Genomic DNA, 18244 nt, shown 5'->3' on the forward strand with positions numbered 1-18244 from the left:
TAGGGGCTTTCAGACTAGGTGTTCGTCCATCGGGGTCCGCGCTAGAGCGGCCCGCGACGCGTGCGCCACAGGAACACGGTGATGCTGACCGCGGTGAGCGCGAGGAAGCCTCCCGCGGCGGTCCACTGCATGCCCGCCATCTGGTCGCGGCCGAAGTACTCCCAGACCGAGTCGACGATGCCGAGATCGGCCCGGCAGGCCTGCGGGGACGTCTCGTGTACGCAGGTGCCCCATCCGTAGAGCTCTCCCGACGCCGTGCCGATCCACTGGTCGACCTGGACGACGCCGTCGAGTACGGCAGGCTCCCGGCTGTCGAGGGGGAAGGTGAGCCGCCGCGGTGTGGCCAGCTGGTCCCTCAGCATGCCGGCCACGAACAGGACGACGGTCGAGGCGACGAACGTGGCCGCCATGGCGGGCACGGCCCGGCGGGCCAGCGCGCCGATCGCGATCCCGAGCGACGTGGTGCACAGGGCCGTCGCCACCAGGACCGGGCCGGTGGTGTCGAAGAGGGAGCCGGTCAGCCAGTCGGCCGGGGCGAACGGTCCGAGCGAGCGCCACCACCAGGCGTAGAACAGGCTGAGGATCCCGGTCGTCACCGCCACCAGTGCCAGCGCGAAGCACAGCTTCCAGAGCAGCCAGTGGCCTCGGGACACGGACTGCGTGGTGACGAGCCGCGCGGTGCCTTGCTCCTGGTCCGACGCGATGAGCGGCGCGCCGAGGAACACGCCGAGCAGCAAGGGAAGGAACGCCAGGTTGCTGCCGAAGGAGTCGAGGTCGTTGCTGATCCGGTTCCGCACATCGCTGTCGATGGCATCGGCGGGCTTGGTGGGCCAGCCGGCGGCTTGGAGGCTGTCCAGCATCGCGCCGCGCTGGTAGACGATCCAGGCCGCGCCGAGGACGGTCACCGCCGCGCAGACGATCAGGGCGGCGCGGTGCTGGCGGGCCAGGAGCCAGGCCAGCCCGCGCAGTCGGCGGGGCTTGGCGGGTACGGCGTCCTGGCCGGTCCGGCCGGGGGTCAGCGTGCTCATGCCGCGTGCTCCTCTCGGTGACCGGGGACAGCGCTCGGGGAGAGCAGTGCGGGCGCCTGCGGGGAGCGGAGATAGGAGAGCAGGAGCTCTTCCAAGCTGGGTTCCGTCAGCTGCCATTCGGCGTTCATCGGTCCCTGGCGTCGGACCATGGCGGTGAACTGCCGTCCGGAGGTGCGCACTTCGATCACCGTGTGCGAGCCCAGGGCGGCCGGCAGGCCGTCTTCGGTGGTCAGCCCGGTGACCAGGGTGTGAAGGGGGACCAGTTCGTCGGCGTCGCCGGCCATCCGCACCCGCCCGCCGGCGAGTACGAGTACGTAGTCACACATGTGCTCTATCTCGCTGAGCGCGTGGGAGGACATCAGTACGGTCGTGCCGTGCTCGGCGGCCTCGGACAGGAGCAGCGAGCCGATCTCGTCCCGGGCGACCGGGTCCAGATCGGCCATCGGCTCGTCGAGGAGGAGCAGTTCGGGGCGCTTGCCGAAGGCGAGCGCGAACGCCACGCGGGTGCGCTGGCCGCCCGACAGGTCTGCGATCTTCGCCTGCAAGGGCACGTCGCCGGCGCGTACGATCCTGGCCGCCACCGCCTGGTCCCAGGCGGGGTTCAGCTCCTGCCCCATGCGCAGGGTCTCCGCCACCGTGAACCTCTTGAACAGCGGCTTGTCCTGTCCGAGGTAGGCCCACCGGGTCATCGAGTCGCGCGCGGCGACGGGCAGGCCGAAGACGCTCAGCTCACCGGCCGACGGCTCGACGAGACGGGCCGCCAGGCTCAGCAAAGTGCTCTTGCCGGCCCCGTTGGGCCCCACCAGGGCGGCGATGCGGCCGGCCGGGATCCGAAAGGAACAGTCCCGCAGCGCCCAGCCCCGGCGGTACCTCTTGCCCAGCCCGCGTGCCTCGACGGCCCACCGGATGTCGGCCGCGTCGGAAGTGGTCATGTCGCCCACGGCGTCCCCCTTTTCCCTAATTCCACTAGATGACTAATGGAATCATGGACGCATGCCGAAGTGGGTGTCAACCGCGAGGCCCCGAGCCCTTGGGCCCGACCGGATCAGAGGCCGCCCGGCTGCGCCGCCAATCGGTGCAGACGCAGCGCCAGCTGGAGTTCCAGGGCTCGGCCCGGACTGTTCCAGTCCTGCCCCAGGAGGTGCGCGATCCGCTCCAGGCGCTGCACGACGGTGTTCACATGGACGTGCAGCACCGCTTTGGTCCGGGTGAGACTGCCGCTCTGCGCGAAGTACGCCTCCAGCGTGCCGGTCAGGTCCGTGCCACGGGCGGCGTCGTAGTCCAGCACGGGCGCGAGCGTGCTCCGTACGTACCCGGCGACCCCCGACCGGTCGCCGAGGAGTACGCCGACGAAGCCGAGTTCGCGCAGGGCGCCGCCCTGACCGCTCTGGCCCAGTGAGCGCAAGGCGCACAGACAGCGGTGCGCCTCGGCGTGCGCGGCCGGCAGACCGGCCGGACCGGTGGTGGGACCGGCCGCGCCGACGGTGACCTCGGCGGCCACCGCCTGCCCCAGTTCGGCGGCGAGCGTACGGGCGGACGCCCCGGGGTCCTCGGCGGGTACGACGAGCACGACCTGACCGTGGTGCAGCCCTGCCAGCCCGTCGAGGGCCTGCGCCCGACGAGCGGCCGCGGCGAGCAGCCGCTGCCGGTCCGCCGTCGCACTGTGGGTGACGAACACCCCCAGCGGACGGCCCAGGCCGATGCCGAGCCGGCGGGCACGGGCGGCCAGACTTCCGGGATCCGGATCCCCGGTCGTGGACAGCAGATCGTTCAGCAGTTCGCCGCGGACCCGGTCCTCGGTCTCGGCGACCGAGCGGCGCACCAGCAGGAGCAGCGCCGCGACGACGCCGGCCCGTTCGAACAGGAGCCGGTCCGCGTCCGAGAGGTCCTCGCGCCCGGTCAGGGCGATACTGCCGAGCAGTTCGGGCCCCGCGAGTACCGCGCACACCCAGGTCCCGTCGAGCGCGACGGCCCGGCCGCTGGTCCGGGAGGCGGCGACGGCCCGGGCGGGCGGGGCCGCCGGGTCGCACGACCGGGCCCCCGTACGGGCCAGTTCGGCCCCTTCGGAGTCGTGGATGAGGACGCCACCGCCGAGGATGGCCGCGATCTCGGTGGCCACGGCGGTGGCGTCGCCGCCGCGCAGCACCAGGTCGGTGAGCTGGTCGTGGGCGTCCTCGGCGCGGCGCAGGGCCTCGCTCTGGGCGCGGATGGTCGCGGTGGCGGAGTTCAGGTCGACGAGCGCGGCCCGGGTCTCCTCCAGCAGCCGGGCCCCGTCGATGGCGATGGCGGCGTGGTCGGCGAGCGAGGACAGCAGCGCGACCTCGTCGGGCGTGAACGCGCGCGGCGTGCGGTCGGCGGCGTAGAGGACCCCGATGACCTGGGCGCCCACCCGCAGCGGCACGCCCAGGATCGCCCGCAGCCCCTCTTGGAGGACGGCGCTGTCGATGCCGTCGGTGTGGTGGAAGCGGGTGTCGCCGTGGTAGTCACCGGTGGCGTACGGGCGGGCGGTCTGGGCGACGAGGCCGCCGAGCCCTTCCCCCATGCCGAGCCGGACACGCTGGAAGGCGGCGGCGACCGAACCCTCGGTGACCCGCATGTACGTGTCGCCCGCCGCCTCGTCGTTCAGGGACAGGTAGGTGACGTCGGTGCCCAGCAGCATCTTGGCCCGGTGCACGATGGCCCGCAGTACGGCGTCCAGTTCGCGCAGGGCCGCCAGGTCGCTGGCGGTGTCGAAGAGCGCGGTCAGCTGGGCCTCGCGGCGGCGGTGCTGGCTGAGGGTGCGCCGGATGCGCAGCGCCACCTCGGTGTCCTCGGCCAACGCGGCCAGCTCGCCCGCGGACGCGCCCGCCGCCTGGGCGCGCTCGGTGGGCCGGGCGAACTCCTCGGCGGCCGCGCCCCGGGCCAGGAGGTCCAGCAGCTGCCGCGGACCGGATGGGGTGGTCACGGTGGGGAGCATACGGCGGCCGGCTTTCGGGGGGCAGATGCCCGCCGTACGAGGCCCCGGGGAACGGAAAGGCGAACGGGACCGGACGGCACGGCGGGCGCGGGAGCGGGCGTATCGGAAGGAGGCGGTCAGCCGCCGAGCGGGAGCGAGTCCCGCGCAGGCGCGTCGCGGCGCTTGCGGGGGAGCGAGGCCGCGGGGCCGTCCTGCGCGAGGTCCCGGCCGCGGGTCTCCTTGGCCACCAGAACGGTCAGGGCGGTGACCAGGGCCGCCGCGCAGAGGTAGACGGAAACGGGGACGGAACTGCCGTAGTCCTTGAGGAGTTCGACCGCGATGATGGGGGCGAGCGCGCCCCCGATGATCGAGGCGAGCTGAGAGCCCATGGAGGCACCCGAGTAGCGGACCTTGGTGTCGAACATCTCGGAGATGAACGCGGCCTGCGGCCCGTACATCGCCCCGTGCAGCAACAGGCCGACGGTCACCGCGAGCGCGATCACGGGGAAGGACTCCGTGTCGAGCAGGGCGAAGAAGGCGAACGCCCAGCCGGCCATGCCGACCGCGCCGATCAGGGTGACGGGACGTCGCCCGATCCGGTCCGAGAGGGCGCCCCAGAGCGGGATGGTGACGAAGTGGACGGCCGAGCCGATCAGTACGGCGTTCAGCGCGTCGCTCTTGGGCAGCCCCAGGTGCACGGTGACGTAGACGAGCAGGAAGGCGGTGAGGATGTAGTACGAGATGTTCTCACCCAGCCGCGTGCCGATCGCGGTGAGCACCTGACGCCAGCTGGTGCGGAACACCTGGACGACCGGAGGCTGCTCCCTGACACCCGCGGCGGCTTCCTCGGCCGCCTTGCGCCGGGCCTCGATGAACACCGGGGATTCGGAGACGGAGAGCCGGATCCACATGCCGATCACCACGAGGACGCCGGACAGCAGGAACGGGATGCGCCAGCCCCAGGCGAGGAACGCCTCCTCGGACTGGACGGCGGCCAGCAGCGCCAGCACGCCGGTGGCCAGCAGGTTCCCGCCGGGCGCCCCGGCCTGCGGCCAAGACGCCCAGAAACCACGACGGCGCTCCCCACCGTGCTCGGAGACCAACAGGACGGCGCCACCCCATTCACCCCCGAGGGCGAAGCCCTGAACCAGCCGCAGCACGGTCAACAGGATCGGGGCGCCGACACCGATGGTGGCGTGCGTGGGCAGCAGACCCATCGCGAACGTGGCTCCGCCCATCATCAGCAGGCTCACCACCAGGAGCTTCTTACGGCCGACCTTGTCGCCGAAGTGCCCGAAGACGATCCCGCCGAGCGGCCGGGCGGCGAAGCCGACGGCGTAGGTCAAGAACGCCAGCATGGTGCCGACCAGCGGATCGCTGGAGGGGAAGAACAGGGTGTTGAACACCAGGGCGGCCGCGGAGCCGTAGAGGAAGAAGTCGTACCACTCGATGGTGGTGCCGACGAGGCTCGCTGCGACGATCCTTCGGATACCTGACCGGTCCGGCGAAGCCGATGCGGGGGAGACCATGTACACCACTTCCAGCGCTGGGCGGGGACGTTCCCGTGTCGGCACAACGTAGAAGCCCCCAGGTCAGCGGCGTATGTGGCAGCACATCACAATCCGGCACCGCCTTATGTGCCCGGCCGCTACACCACCTGAGCCGACGCCTCCCGCGCCCCCGACGGGAGGGCTCCAAGCCCGTACCGGAATTGCAGAGTTGCACCCGATTCGGAAGGGCGGTGCTGGCTCCCGTGCTGGTTCGGTGCTGACTACGGAGAGTTGATGGCGTCCCATGTTGCTCTAAAAGGGTGCACGCCTGACCGGCGGGCGGGCCGGCGCGGGAGGCGGCCACGGGTCGGGTGCGTGCTGATCCCGTGGGCGGAGGGTTGGTGGTGTGCTGCCAGCGGTTGCGGACGGCGGTGAAGTCGGCGAGCGCGCGGCGGCTTCCGGTGACCCGCTGGTGAGGGTTGGCCGGGTCGTCGGCGTACGCCTTGACCCGGGTCGCGGTGGTGGCGGCGGTTGCGAGCAGGGCACGGGTGAGGATCCGTTCTCCCCAGTGCTCGGGCGCGCCGGCCGGTGTCGAGAGCAGGGCGAGGAGGTCTGCCGGTGGGAGGTCCTCCGTGAGCAGGCCGCAGTGCTGCGCTTCCCATAGCACCGCGACGTTGTCGACCGGGTCGCCGCGCTGCGCGAGGGCGGTAAGGCACCGGAACAGCTGTCCGTACAGGGGCACGGCGAAGTCGCCGGGGTGCAGCCGCCGCATGGACTGCAGGTCACCGGCCCGGGCGATGGCCGTTTCGACCCCCGCCTTGGCTCACCCGCCTCTCGAACGGGCCGTCACCAGCTGAGGACGCCCGAGCCGCTGCCGCTCATCGTGCGGGTCTGGAGGGTCCTATGCGGACCGGTCCCACGCCGGGGGAGGTGTGGACCAGCGGACGGCCCACGGGGGGAGGCAGTCCGGCGCTGTCGGTCAACGACTGCTCCAGCTCTACGAGGCTCCCGTGGTACAGCGGCCAGGGTTCGTGCTGCACAGGTGTTCGCCAGAGGCGGCCCGCGCGCATCGAGTAGGCGGACCATCGTGCGGTCAGCCACCGATCCAGCGGGGCCGCCTCGTCGACCGGTGCTCCTGGCCGAACGTGGATCCGGTATGTGCCTGCCCCGTCTTGCCGTCTGCCGCTGTAGCGGAGGCTTTCCCCGTCGGCCTGCACGGTGAGGTCCGCCAGGTGGTAGGGCACGCCGACGCACCGGGCTGCGAGCATCAGTGGGTTGGCTACGTCGAGGCTGAGGAACCACAGGCCGCCGCTGCCATCGGGTCGCCGCACATAGGTACGCAGATTCGTCTCCGCGAAGTCGGAGCGGGGCAGCGTCAGCAGGCCCACGAGCTTGACGTCGCTCATGACGAACGGCGTGATGCTGACCCAGGCCGATCCGTCGAACAGGTCGGCGCGCAGCGCGGGCGGCAGCAGCGCCTGCACCGCTTCTTCGGGGCAGCGCCAGTGCACCATCGTCTGGTATCGCCAGTGCATGGTCAGCATCGGCAGCCGCACCGCGTGCGGCGCCACGGCCGGTGGAGGTCCACCGGGCGGTGTGGTGTTCACGGACGCCCCCTTTCCGGGCGCACGCTGCGTCGCGCGCGCTTGTCAGTCGCTGCCTCTCCGCACGGGGGGTCTACCCGCTGGGTGCGGGTTGGTGCGGTTCCGCGCGGTCGCCCGTACGGCGGGCGAAGCGTGCAGGTCGCCCGGGCGCTGGTGGCGGTGTGGTTTGGGCTCGTGCGTGGTGGACAGGCGCCGGGCGTGCCGTCCTCCGGTGCTCCCGGGTGGCAATCGGCCCACCGACCGGTGGCGGCGTGCGGGAGGTCGTCATGAGAGGTACCAGGTGGACCACGGCGGCAGTGGTAGTGGCCGCGGCGGTGGGGCTGGGCGCGTCGTCGGTGGTGGCTGCGCCGAGTCCGGGGAGCGCGGACGCGTCGTTCGTGCAGATGGCGCACCAGGGCAACCTCGCGGAGATCGAGGCCGGGAAGGACGCGCAGAAGAACGGGCAGGACACGTGTGTGAAGGATGCGGGCGCCCTGCTGGTGCGTGATCACACCAAACTGGACGCGGACCTGTCCGGTCTCGCCGCGAAGGGCAAGGTGGAACTGCCAGACGCGCCGACACCCGAACAGCAGGCCACACTGAACAAGGTCACGGCCCTGGCCGGCTCGTCGGGCTATGACAAGGCCTGGCTGGCCGCTCAGGAAGAGGCCCACACCAAGACCCTCGCGATGATCGACAAGCAGATCAGCCAGGGCAAGGACGCCGAGACGACCGACGCGGCCAAGAAGGCCCGTCCCGTGGTGGCCATGCATCTGGACATGGTCCGTGGCGGCACCTGCCACGCCGTGTAGATGGCTGTCACCGGGGTGGCAGCCATGAGTGGCTCATGCCGTCAGGCTCGCGGTCAGTGCATGAGACGGGCGTGATATCGGCACCCCACCGGCCGGGCCGATGGCGCGGGGCCGGATGAGCAGGTCCAGGAGCAGGCGCCTGTCAGCTCTCGGAGATGCCCAAGTGGTCGTGGAGGCGGTGCTGCGCGGCAGGCTGACGGGCGCTGGCTGCCTGGCCGCGTCCTCCCCACGGTAGGCGAGTCGCACCCGAAGCCTCGGTCCCAGCCGGAGCCACCCTGGGAATCCACCACGAGGCACTCACGCCGAGGGCTGTGGCGCCGAGGTGGTCGTACCGACGGCCGCGGTCGGGGTTCGCGCGGCATGCGAGCTGTCCGCCGGGTGCGCGGGGCTCGTCGGGGCCGAGGGCGTGGCTTCCACCTGGGTGGCGGCGGGGGCCGCCACGACGGCCCCCACCTCGCTCTTGGGGCCGGGGAGCAGGGCCGTCACCAGGCAGACGAGGACCCCCGCTGCGGTCAGCATCACCGCCGTTCCCGTCATCAGCCTGTGTCTACGCCTGCGCTGCCGCGCGGCCTGCCGTGCAGTCTGCATGTCTGTCCTTCGGAGATTCGAGTCGAGGTGCACCGCTTGGTCGCCGCAGGATGCGAAAAGGTTGCCGACACGGGCCGGGCAACCGGGTCCCGTATCGGTCCGCTCACCCGGCGGGGGAGTGCGGGGAACCGGGCTGGGCGGCACGGATGCCGCGCGGAGAGGCTCCGAACGCGCGGCGACAGGCCTTGTTGAACACCTGTAGGTCGGGAATGCCGACCGACGCGGCGACGGCGGGGACGGAGAGCGTGGTGGCCTGCAGGAAGTGGCGCGCCCGTGCCATGCGCCGGGCCCGGATGTAGCCGACGACCGTCTCCCCCGTCGCGGCGCGGAAGAGCCGCGTCAGGTGGTTGTGGGAGACACCGGCAGCCGCCGCGATTTCCGGTACCGTCAGAGGTTGCCCCAGCCGCGCCTCGATGAGGGCCACGGCGGCTGCGACCGCCGGATGAACGGCCCGCGTGTTCCGCTCCGTCGGAGGGGCGAGCTGGGCGACCCGCCACAGGGCGGCCCACACCTCGGCAGCGGCCCGTGCCGGGGTGTTTGGCCAGGCGGCCAGCGCCTGCTGCAACTGGGCGGTGAGCGAGGCGAGATCGGGGCCGGCGTGCTGGACCATCGGAATGCTGCGGGGGGTTCCACCTGAGCCCAGGCGGAGGTGGACGTAGAGGTGTGGGGAGCGGCCCCGGTAGCGGTAACGGACCTCGGCGCCGGGCGGTACGAGGCTGACCCGGCCCGGGCGGATCGCGTACTGCGTGCCGTTTACCGTCAAGTCGGCCTCGTAGTCGTACAGATGGAGCTGCCAAAGATCCGGCAGTGAAAACACGTCCACGTGGCCGGCCGGCCCGTGCACGCCGATGCCGACGGCGGCGAGAGTCGGAGGCTCGTCAAGGTGGGCGAGGGCCGTGTGCGTGGTCACGTGTTCTACCACTGTGTCCGCAAGCCCGCTTCGGGGTCGCGAGCCTCAACCCCGCGTGCTGGGCACCGTGGTGAGAATCGACCAGTGGAGGGTGAACGTGGCCCACGCGGCGCGCGGCCGCCGGGCCTAGCGTGAACGCCGTGGAGAACAGGCAAGAGCTACTCGATTCGGTGCGGATGGCGCGGTTCGTGGCGCGCGGGTCGCTGCGACTGGACGCGGTGGTCCCGGCGGAAATGAACACTGATGGCCTGGCGGTACTGGCCGACGGGGTGCCGCCGGTGCGGTACGGGACGCCGCTGTCCGAGGCCTATGCGCAGGGATCCTTCGTCCGTCGGCTGCTGGATCTTCCGCAGGTGGCAGGGGCCCTGCACAGCCTCGTGGGCCCGGAGCCGTGGGTGGACCACCACTTCGCGCACACCCGCGAGCCCCACGGCGGCGACGCGCAGCCGCTGCACGGGGACGCCATCATCGACGTCCGGCCGGACGCCTTCGACGTGCAGTTGATGTACTTTCCGCAGGCGGTGACGCTGGAGATGGGCGGAACGCTCACCGTGCCGGGCAGCCACCTCCGGCGGATCAACGAGTCCGACACCGGCCGCTACCAGAACCTGCGCGGCCAGGACCGACTGGTCTGCCCGGCCGGGACGGTGGTGTTTCTGCACCACGGCCTCTGGCACGGGGGCCGGCGCAACGACAGCGACGCGATGCGCTACATGTTCAAGATCCGCTTCAATCCCAGGGTGCGTCAACAGCGCCTGTGGAACACCTCGGATCTCGACGACCCGCAGGTGGCCGCGGAGCTGGACTCGATGTTCGCGTGGTACGAGTCGGCGACCGGTCGACTGGAGCGGTACAACCGCATCCTGCTGTGGCGGGTGCTGACCGGCGACGACGACTTCGACCTCGACCACTGGGTGACCAGGGTCTCCAACCGCCCTGCGGAGGCACAGGCATGACGACCGAAGCGATCCTCCCCGTGCCGGCGGAAGGCGCCGCGCCGGTGCTGCGGCAGCAGGTGCTGGTCCTGTACTTGGCCACCTCGGCGCTGGACTCCCATGTCGTGGGCTGGTCGCTGTAGACGGCACGGGCCGCACCTCGCCCACCACGGGCGACAGCGACGAGCCGCCGTACGAGTCGGGGGTGGCGGCGCTCCGGGCAGGCTGGCGGCTGATCCAGGCCGCTCAGCTGATCCCGCCGTACCCGGGTCATGAGTACGACGTCTCCTTCCTCAAGCACGAGTTCTTCTTCGAGCGGATCGTCGACGCGCGAGCGGAGCCGCAGGAGGCGGACTCCCGGTAGGCGGGGCACTCCTCCTCGTGCGGGCGGCCCCGTGCCGAGGAGGGGCAAGGTCAGGCTCCGGCCTTCCGCTTGTTGTAGACGTCGAAGCCGACCGCAGCCAGCAGTACCAGGCCCTTGATCACCTGCTGGTAGTCGGTACCCACGCCGACCAGCGACATGCCGTTGTTCAGCACGCCCAGCACCAGACCGCCGGTGAGCGCACCGAGGACGGTTCCCACACCGCCGCTCGCGGAGGCGCCGCCGATGAACGCGGCGGCGATCGCCTCCAACTCGAAGTTGATGCCGGCTTGCGGCGTACCGGCGTTGAGTCGCGCGGCGAAGACCAGCCCGGCCAGAGCCGCGAGGACGCCCATGTTCACGAAGGCCAGGAAGACGACCCGCTTGCTCTTCACCCCGGACAGCCTCGCCGCCGCCTCGTTGCCGCCGATGGCGTAGGTGTGCCGGCCGAGGATCGAGTTGCGCATCACGTATCCGAAGCCGACCAGCAGGACGCCGAGGATCAGCAGAACGATCGGCACCCCGTGGTAGCTGGCCAGCAGCAGCGTGAAGGCCACCACGGCCGCGGTGATCGCGCCGAGCTTCACCAGGAACAGCCCGGCCGGAAGCGGTTCCAGCCCGTACGAGCGGGCCCGCCGCCGTCCGCGCACCTCCTGCAGGATCGCGACGGCCAACACCACGAGGCCCAGCAGCAGGGTGAGGTTGTGGTAGTCGGTGTCGGGGCCGACCGAGGGGAGGAAGCCGCTGCTGATGTTCTGGAAGCCCTTGGGGAACGGAGCCACCGACTGGCCCTGCAGGAGGATCTGGGTTCCACCGCGGAACAGCAGCATGCCGGCCAGCGTGACGATGAACGAGGGGATCCCGAGATAGGCGATCCAGAACCCCTGCCAGGCTCCGGCGAGCGCCCCGATCAGCAGCGCGGCCACCAGGGCCACGGGCCACGGCACCTGGTGCTTGACCATCATCACCGCCGCGGCCGCCCCGACGAAGGCGGCGAGCGACCCGACCGACAGGTCGATGTGCCCGGCGATGATGACGATCATCATGCCGATGGCCAGGATGAGGATGTAGCCGTTCTGCTGGATCAGATTGGTGATGTTGAGCGGCTGGAGCAGGATGCCGTCCGTCCAGATCTGGAACAGCAGCACGATCAGGGCCAGCGCGAGCAGCATCCCGTACGGGCGCAGGTTTCCGCGCAGGGCTCGGGCCAGTACGGCACCGGCCGACGGTCGTTGGCCGGTCTCCGGTGTGCCGGGCGTGGTGTCTGGGGTGGTTTCGGTCTGGGCCATGCCTCACACCTGCTTGTCGGGGTACGCCGCGCTCATGGTCATGAGCCGCATGAGGGATTCCTGGGTGGCGTCCGCGCGGGTCACCTCACCGGTGATCCGGCCTTCGGCCATGGTGTAGATCCGGTCGCACAGGCCCAGGAGTTCGGGGAGTTCGGAGGAGATGACGAGTACCGTCTTGCCCTGGGCGGCGAGTTCGGCGATGACGGTGTAGATCTCCGCCTTGGCGCCGATGTCGATGCCCCGGGTGGGTTCGTCGAGGATCAGCACCTCCGGCTCGGCGAAGATCCACTTGCTGAGGACGACCTTCTGCTGGTTGCCGCCGCTGAGCTTGCCGGTCTCAGCGAACACCGAGGGGGCCTTGATGTTCATGGTCCGCCGGAACGATTCGGCGATCCGGGCCTCCTCGTGCCGGTTGACCCAGCCTCGCCGGGCGACCTTGCCGAGGGAGCTCAGCGAGATGTTCCGGCTGATGTCGTCGTTGAGGTGGAGGCCGAACTGCTTGCGGTCCTCGGTCACGTACGCGATGCCGTGCCCGATCGCCTCCGGCACCGTCCGGGTACGGATCTCCCGGCCGTGCAGCCGCACCCGGCCGCCGGTCCACCGTCCGTACGAGCGGCCGAAGACGCTCATGGCCAGTTCGGTGCGGCCGGCGCCCATGAGACCGGCGATGCCGACGATCTCGCCTCGACGGACGTTCAGCGAGGCGCCGTCGACCACCCTCCGCCGGTGGTCGATCGGGTGTTGGACGCTCCAGTCCTCGATCTCGAAGGCGACCTCGCCGATCTCCGGGGCGCGCTCGGGGTAGCGGTGTTCCAGGTCGCGGCCGACCATGCCGCGGATGATCCGCTCCTCGGAGATGCCCTCGGGACCGATCGCGATGGTCTCGATGGTCCGCCCGTCGCGCAGGATGGTGACGGCGTCGGCGACCCGGGCGATCTCGTTCAGCTTGTGCGAGATGAGGATGCAGGAGATGCCCTGAGCCTTGAGTTCGAGGATCAGGTCGAGCAGCTTGCGGCTGTCCTCGTCGTTCAGAGCGGCCGTCGGCTCGTCCAGGATGAGCAGCTTGACCTTCTTGGCGAGCGCCTTGGCGATCTCGACCAACTGCTGTTTGCCCACGCCGAGATCGGCGATCCTCGTGTGCGGGCTCTCGTCGAGTCCGACCTGCCGGATCAGTTCGGCGGCGTGGGTCAGCGTCCGGTGCCAGCTGATGACGCCCCGAGTGGCGTGCTCGTTGCCGAGGAAGATGTTCTCGGCGATGGACAGGTAGGGCACCAGCGCGAGTTCCTGGTGGATGATCACGATGCCGCGCTGCTCGCTGGCCCGGATGTCCCGGAACCGGCAGGGATCGCCCTCGAAGTAGATCTCGCCCTGGTAGCCGCCATGAGGGTGGACCCCGCTGAGTACCTTCATCAGTGTGGACTTGCCGGCGCCGTTCTCACCGCAGACGGCGTGCACCTCACCCGCGGCGACGGTCAGGTTGACCTCGGAGAGAGCCTTGACACCGGGAAACGTCTTGCTGATCGACCGCATCTCGAGAACGGGTCGGGCCATGGTTGTGCATCCGTATCGTCTGGGCGGTGCGGTGCCGGGCGGTCTCCCGGGCGTCGCACCGCCGGTTCGGCGTCGCCGGACCCGTCGGTCGGGCCCCGGGGGCTACTTGAGCTGGTCCGCGGTGTACTGGCCGCTGTCCACCAGGACCTTCTGGTAGTTCTCCTTGTCGACGCTGACCGGCTGGAGCAGCTGCGCCGGTACGGACTTGACGCCGTTGTCGTACTGGCCGGTGTCGTTGACCTCCGGCTTGCCGCCGGTCAGCAGCGCGTCGCCCATCTGGACCGCGGCCTTGGCCAGTTGGCGGGTGTCCTTGTAGACGGTCTGGGTCTGCTCCCCCGCGATGATCGACTTCACCGAGGCCAGCTCGGCATCCTGGCCCGTGACGACGGGCAGTGACTGGCCGGTGCCGTAGCCGACGCCCTTCAGCGAGGAGATGATGCCGATCGAGATGCCGTCGTACGGCGAGAGCACGGCGTCGACGCGTGCGGCGGTGTACGACTTGCTCAGCAGGTTGTCCATCCGGGACTGGGCGAGACCGCCGTCCCAGCGCAGTGTGGCGATCTGGTTGAAGGAGGTTTGGCCACTCTGCACGACCAGCTTCTTGTCGTCGACGTACGGCTTGAGGACGCTCATCGCACCGTTGAAGAAGAACGTGGCGTTGTTGTCGTCCGGCGAGCCGGCGAACAACTCGATGTTGAACGGGCCCTTGCCGTCCTTGAGACCGAGCTTGTCGACGATGTAACTGCCCTGGAGGACGCCGACCTTGTAGTTGTCGAAGGTCGCGTAGTAGTCGACGTTCCCGGTGCCGCGGATCAGCCGGTCGTAGGAGATGACGGGGACGTGGGCGTCGGCGGCCTTCTGCAGCACGTTGGTGAGCGAGGAACCGTCGATGGCGGCGATCACCAGCAGCTTGGCCCCCTTGGTGATCATGTTCTCCACCTGGGAGACCTGGTTCTCCACGACGTTGTCGCCGTACTGGAGGTCGGTCTTGTAACCCTTGGCCTGGAACTCCTTGACCATGTTGTTGCCGTCGTTGATCCAGCGCTCGGACGACTTGGTCGGCATCGCGATGCCGATGAGGCCCCCTTTGGCGTCCCCGCCGGCCCCGCCGTCGCCCGCTCCGTTGGCGCTCTGGCCGCAGGCTGCCAGCGACAGCGTCAGACCCACGGTGACAAGGCCCGCTGAAAGCTTCCGCACAGTTCCTCCAGTGATGTTCCGCGACCGGCACGGTGCGACCCGGCTGGGCGACCGGAAGCGGTCGAGCGGGGCCGGCCGGGAGCCGTTTCCTCGCGCCGTGCGAAGTCGGGGGTTGCACCGGCTCCGGCCTGGCGATACCTGAGTGTTAACGCTAACAAGAGTGCCGTCAAGGGTCTGTTCGGATCACGTCGCGCGAGCACCCGGGAGCGGGTGCTCGCCGCCATCCGGGAGCTGGACCACCGGCCCAACTCCGCTGCCCGGCCCGATTACCCCTCCACCCTCCTGCGCCCGGGGGGAGGAGTGCCGCTCGACGACGGTGTACCGCTTCTCGGTCGAGTAGGAAGACTGGCCTCGTCCTCGCGGGCAGCAGCTGGACAGTGGCGGCGGCATCGCCCCTCGAAGTGTCGAAGCGCTTGAATGCGTGGCGCGGCCCACGAGGCGTTGCGCGTTCGGTAAGGGCCTGAATAAATATAAATCTTGTTTTATCAGGGACGGTTGACAGTGGCACTGGTTCGTGTCAGCGTCGAAGCGCTTCGACGAATGGTCATAACGCCCAGCCTGCCGAGGGGTTGTCCACGTGAGTTCCCTGTCCGCGTCCGCAGCCGGACTGCCTCCCTTCCGTAATCCAGCGCTACCGCTGCGCAAGCGGGTCGACGACCTGCTCGAACAGCTCACGCTCGACGAGCGGATCGCGATGCTGCACCAGTGCGCACCGGCCGTCCCGCGCCTCGGCGTCGGCTCCTTCCGAACCGGCAGCGAGGCCCTGCACGGGGTCTCCTGGCTGGGGGTGGCGACCGTCTTCCCGCAGGCCGTCGGTCTCGGCGCCACCTGGGACGAGGGCCTGGTGCGCCGGGTCGCCGAGGCGGTCTCGATCGAACTGCGCGCCTTCCACCGCCACCGCCCGCCCGTTGTCGGCAGCGCTCCCCACAGCCTCCAGGCCTGGGCGCCCGTGCTGAACCTGCTGCGCGACCCGCGCTGGGGGCGCAACGAGGAGGGATATTCCGAGGACCCGGTGCACACCGGCCGTCTCGGGGAGGCGTTCTGCCGGGGCCTGTCCGGCGACCATCCGACCTACCTGCGGGTGGCCCCGGTGCTCAAGCACTTCCTCGCCTACAACAACGAGGACGACCGCTGCACCACCTCCTCCGGGCTGCGCCCGCGCGTGCTGCACGAGTACGACCTGGCCGCCTTCCGCCCCGTCGTCGCATCCGGCGCCGCGACCGGCGCCATGGCCGCCTACAACCTCGTCAATGGCCGTCCCTGCCACGTGAGCCCGCTCATCGAGTCGGAGCTGCGCCGTTGGGCGGAGCCGACCGGCCACGAGCTGTTCGTGGTCAGTGACGCCGAAGCCCCGTCCAATCTGGTCGACCTCGAGGAGTACTTCGACGACCACGCCGAGTCCCACGCGGCGGCGCTCAAGGCCGGCATCGACAGCTTCACCGACCACGGCGAGGACAGCGCGACGCCGGTCGGCCGTCTGCGCGAGGCCCTGGAGCGCGGCCTGATCGACGGGACCGACGTGAACCGCGCCGTCGGGCGGCAGCTGGAACTCCGCTTCCGGCTCGGCGAGTTCGACCCTGAACTGGACCCCTACGCCGGTATCGGGCCCGAGGTCATCGACTGCACCGAGCACCGCGAGCTGGCGCGGCGTGCCGCGACCGAGTCGGTGGTGCTGCTCAAGAACGACGGCCTGCTGCCGCTCGACGCGGCGCGGACACCACGGATCGCCGTCATCGGCCCACTCGCCGACACGCTGTGCGAGGACTGGTACAGCGGCACCCTGCCCTACGAGGTCGGCGTCGCCGCCGGACTCGCCGAGGCGCTCGGCGTCCACGGCGGCGAGGTGGTGTGCGAGGAGGGCGCCGATCGGATCGCGCTGCGCTCCGGCACCACCGGGGAACTGCTCGGCAAGACCGCCTTCGACGTGGCCGACTGGGGCCGCGGCGTACTGACCCTGCGCGCCGCCGACACCGGTCGCTACCTGAGCCTCAAGGGCGACGACTCACTGGCGGCCGACCAGGAGGTGCTCAAGAGCTGGGAGATCCACGAGACCTTCGGGCTCGAACCGGCCGGGGACGGTGCCGTGGTGCTGCGCTCCGTGCTCACCGGACGCTACGCCGCCGTGGACCCGGCCGACGGCGGGGTGAGCGTCACCGCCTTGACCCCGGACGCCGCCGAGCGCTGGCAGCGGGAGCTGCTGCGCGACGGCGCGGCCGAGGCGCGGGCGGCCGCCGAGATGGCCGACGTGGTGGTCGTCGTCCTCGGCAACCACCCGATGGTCAACGGCCGCGAGACCGAGGACCGCGCGGGCCTCGACCTCCCCGAGACGCAGGACGCACTGCTGCGCACGGTCGCGGCCGTCTGCCCCGAGACGGCGCTGGTGGTGATGAGCAGCTACCCGTACGCCGTCGACTGGGCCCAGGAGCACCTGCCCGCCGTGGTGTGGACCTCCCACGGTGGGCAGGAGACGGGCCACGCGCTGGCCGCGGTGCTGCTCGGGGAGGCCGAGCCCGCCGGCCGCCTGCCGCAGACCTGGTACCGGGGCGAGGACCCGTTGCCGGACCCGCTCGACTACGACGTCATCAAGGCCGGCTGGACCTACCAGTACCACCGGGCCGCGCCCCTCTATCCCTTCGGCCACGGGCTGTCCTACACCGACTTCGCCTACCGCGACCTGAGCCTGTCGCAGCCGTCGATCGGCCAGGACGGCTCGGTCGACGTCACGGTGACACTGGCCAACACCGGCCGACGGACCGGCAGTGAGGTGGTCCAGCTCTACGTCCGGGCGCTGGACGCCCGCTACGAGGCCCCCCGGCGGCGCCTCGCCGACTTCCGCAAGGTCCGCCTGGAGCCGGGCGAGAGCCGGGAGCTCAGGTTCTCGCTCCCAGTCGACAGCCTCGCCCACTGGGACATCGCGACCGGCGCCTTCACCGTCGACCCCGGCGGATACGAGATCACCGCCGGCTGCTCCGCCGAGCACCCGGTCCTCACCGCACCGCTCACGGTGACCGGGCCGGCTCCCGAGCCCCGCGTGGTCGTCGGCCGACGAACCCTGACCGTCGACTTCGACGACCACGCGGACACCACCATCGTCGACGCCACCCGCGCCGCCGGCGACGCGGTGACTCCGGCCGATCCGGCGCGGCCCGCGACGCTCCTCTTCCGTGACGTCGATCTCTCCGGGGCGGTCCGCGTGGAGGCCGAGACCGCCCTCGAGAACGCGGGATCCGGGGAGGCGCGGCTGGAACTCCGGGCCGGTGACCGGCTGCTGGCGGAGATCGGTGTTCCCGTCACCGGCAACCGCTACACGTGGACGACCGTCGCGGCCGAGCTCGCCGCTCCGCCGGCCGGCGTCCACGACCTGCGGCTGACGCTGCACGGCGGCTTCCGTCTGGCCGCCTTCAGCTTCACCACGTCCGGCGGGACCGCCTGAGGCCCGCACCCGCGAGACCGGCGGCCCGTCCGAGGGGGGCGGGACCGCCACCCCTCCCCGCACCAGTGCCCGGACCCGCGGGGCAAGGCTGACTGTGGCCGCCGAGCTCCGTTGCCTCGTCACCTCTCCGAC

13 protein-coding genes and 1 pseudogene are annotated in these 18244 nt (G+C 70.8%); 4 read left to right on the forward strand and 10 right to left on the reverse strand.

The features are described 5' to 3' along the window. Positions 1 to 41: 41 nt before the first annotated feature. The 5 genes from ACWDYJ_RS05845 to ACWDYJ_RS05865 all read right to left on the reverse strand — a co-directional run bounded on the left by ACWDYJ_RS05845 (position 42) and on the right by ACWDYJ_RS05865 (position 7060). The gene (locus ACWDYJ_RS05845; protein ID WP_451564225.1) at positions 42 to 1028 is read right to left on the reverse strand and encodes an ABC transporter permease; all 987 of its coding nucleotides are present in this window, start codon (positions 1026 to 1028) and stop codon (positions 42 to 44) included. Beyond that, positions 1025 to 1969, reverse strand: coding sequence for an ABC transporter ATP-binding protein (locus ACWDYJ_RS05850; protein WP_451564226.1), 945 nt, complete (start codon positions 1967 to 1969; stop codon positions 1025 to 1027). The genes ACWDYJ_RS05845 and ACWDYJ_RS05850 overlap by 4 nt, the downstream gene beginning before the upstream one ends. 104 nt (positions 1970 to 2073) lie before the next feature. Beyond that, on the reverse strand, positions 2074 to 3984 hold the full coding sequence (locus ACWDYJ_RS05855) for a helix-turn-helix domain-containing protein (RefSeq protein WP_451564227.1): 1911 nt from the start codon (positions 3982 to 3984) through the stop codon (positions 2074 to 2076). Between the two features lie 116 nt (positions 3985 to 4100). After that, positions 4101 to 5492 (reverse strand): MFS transporter, encoded by a 1392-nt coding sequence (locus ACWDYJ_RS05860; RefSeq protein WP_451564228.1) that lies wholly within the window; start codon positions 5490 to 5492, stop codon positions 4101 to 4103. An 839-nt stretch (positions 5493 to 6331) separates the two neighbouring features. Then, entirely contained in the window at positions 6332 to 7060 is a 729-nt protein-coding gene (locus ACWDYJ_RS05865; RefSeq protein WP_451564229.1) for a YqjF family protein, read from the reverse strand. Positions 7061 to 7323: 263 nt separating this feature from the next. Between ACWDYJ_RS05865 and ACWDYJ_RS05870 the strand changes: the two genes are divergently transcribed. Next, on the forward strand, positions 7324 to 7848 hold the full coding sequence (locus ACWDYJ_RS05870) for a DUF4142 domain-containing protein (RefSeq protein ID WP_451564230.1): 525 nt from the start codon (positions 7324 to 7326) through the stop codon (positions 7846 to 7848). Positions 7849 to 8145: 297 nt separating this feature from the next. On the opposite strand, the gene ACWDYJ_RS05875 is transcribed toward ACWDYJ_RS05870, so the two are convergent. Beyond that, the gene (locus ACWDYJ_RS05875) at positions 8146 to 8385 is read right to left on the reverse strand and encodes a hypothetical protein (protein WP_451564231.1); all 240 of its coding nucleotides are present in this window, start codon (positions 8383 to 8385) and stop codon (positions 8146 to 8148) included. 154 nt (positions 8386 to 8539) lie between these two features. Beyond that, a complete protein-coding gene (locus tag ACWDYJ_RS05880; RefSeq protein WP_451564232.1) occupies positions 8540 to 9346 on the reverse strand; it encodes a helix-turn-helix transcriptional regulator in 807 nt (268 codons plus the stop codon). 176 nt (positions 9347 to 9522) lie between these two features. Between ACWDYJ_RS05880 and ACWDYJ_RS05885 the strand changes: the two genes are divergently transcribed. Next, a complete protein-coding gene (locus ACWDYJ_RS05885; protein WP_451564351.1) occupies positions 9523 to 10302 on the forward strand; it encodes a phytanoyl-CoA dioxygenase family protein in 780 nt (259 codons plus the stop codon). Next, positions 10299 to 10645 (forward strand): annotated as a pseudogene (locus tag ACWDYJ_RS05890) (hypothetical protein). The gene ACWDYJ_RS05885 and the pseudogene ACWDYJ_RS05890 overlap by 4 nt, the downstream one beginning before the upstream one ends. 50 nt (positions 10646 to 10695) lie before the next feature. Here the strand turns inward: ACWDYJ_RS05890 and mmsB are convergent. The 3 genes from mmsB to chvE form a co-directional block, all read right to left on the reverse strand. Continuing rightward, the gene (mmsB, locus tag ACWDYJ_RS05895; RefSeq protein WP_451564233.1) at positions 10696 to 11931 is read right to left on the reverse strand and encodes a multiple monosaccharide ABC transporter permease; all 1236 of its coding nucleotides are present in this window, start codon (positions 11929 to 11931) and stop codon (positions 10696 to 10698) included. 3 nt (positions 11932 to 11934) lie between these two features. After that, positions 11935 to 13482, reverse strand: a complete 1548-nt coding sequence (mmsA, locus tag ACWDYJ_RS05900) for a multiple monosaccharide ABC transporter ATP-binding protein (RefSeq protein WP_451564234.1) — start codon at positions 13480 to 13482, stop codon at positions 11935 to 11937. Between the two features lie 102 nt (positions 13483 to 13584). After that, positions 13585 to 14679 (reverse strand): multiple monosaccharide ABC transporter substrate-binding protein, encoded by a 1095-nt coding sequence (gene chvE / locus ACWDYJ_RS05905; protein ID WP_451564235.1) that lies wholly within the window; start codon positions 14677 to 14679, stop codon positions 13585 to 13587. A gap of 586 nt (positions 14680 to 15265) precedes the next feature. Here chvE and ACWDYJ_RS05910 point away from each other — a divergent pair. Then, positions 15266 to 18112, forward strand: a complete 2847-nt coding sequence (locus ACWDYJ_RS05910; protein WP_451564352.1) for a glycoside hydrolase family 3 C-terminal domain-containing protein — start codon at positions 15266 to 15268, stop codon at positions 18110 to 18112. Positions 18113 to 18244 lie beyond the last annotated feature (132 nt).

The organism is Streptomyces sp. NPDC003042, assembly GCF_053591315.1.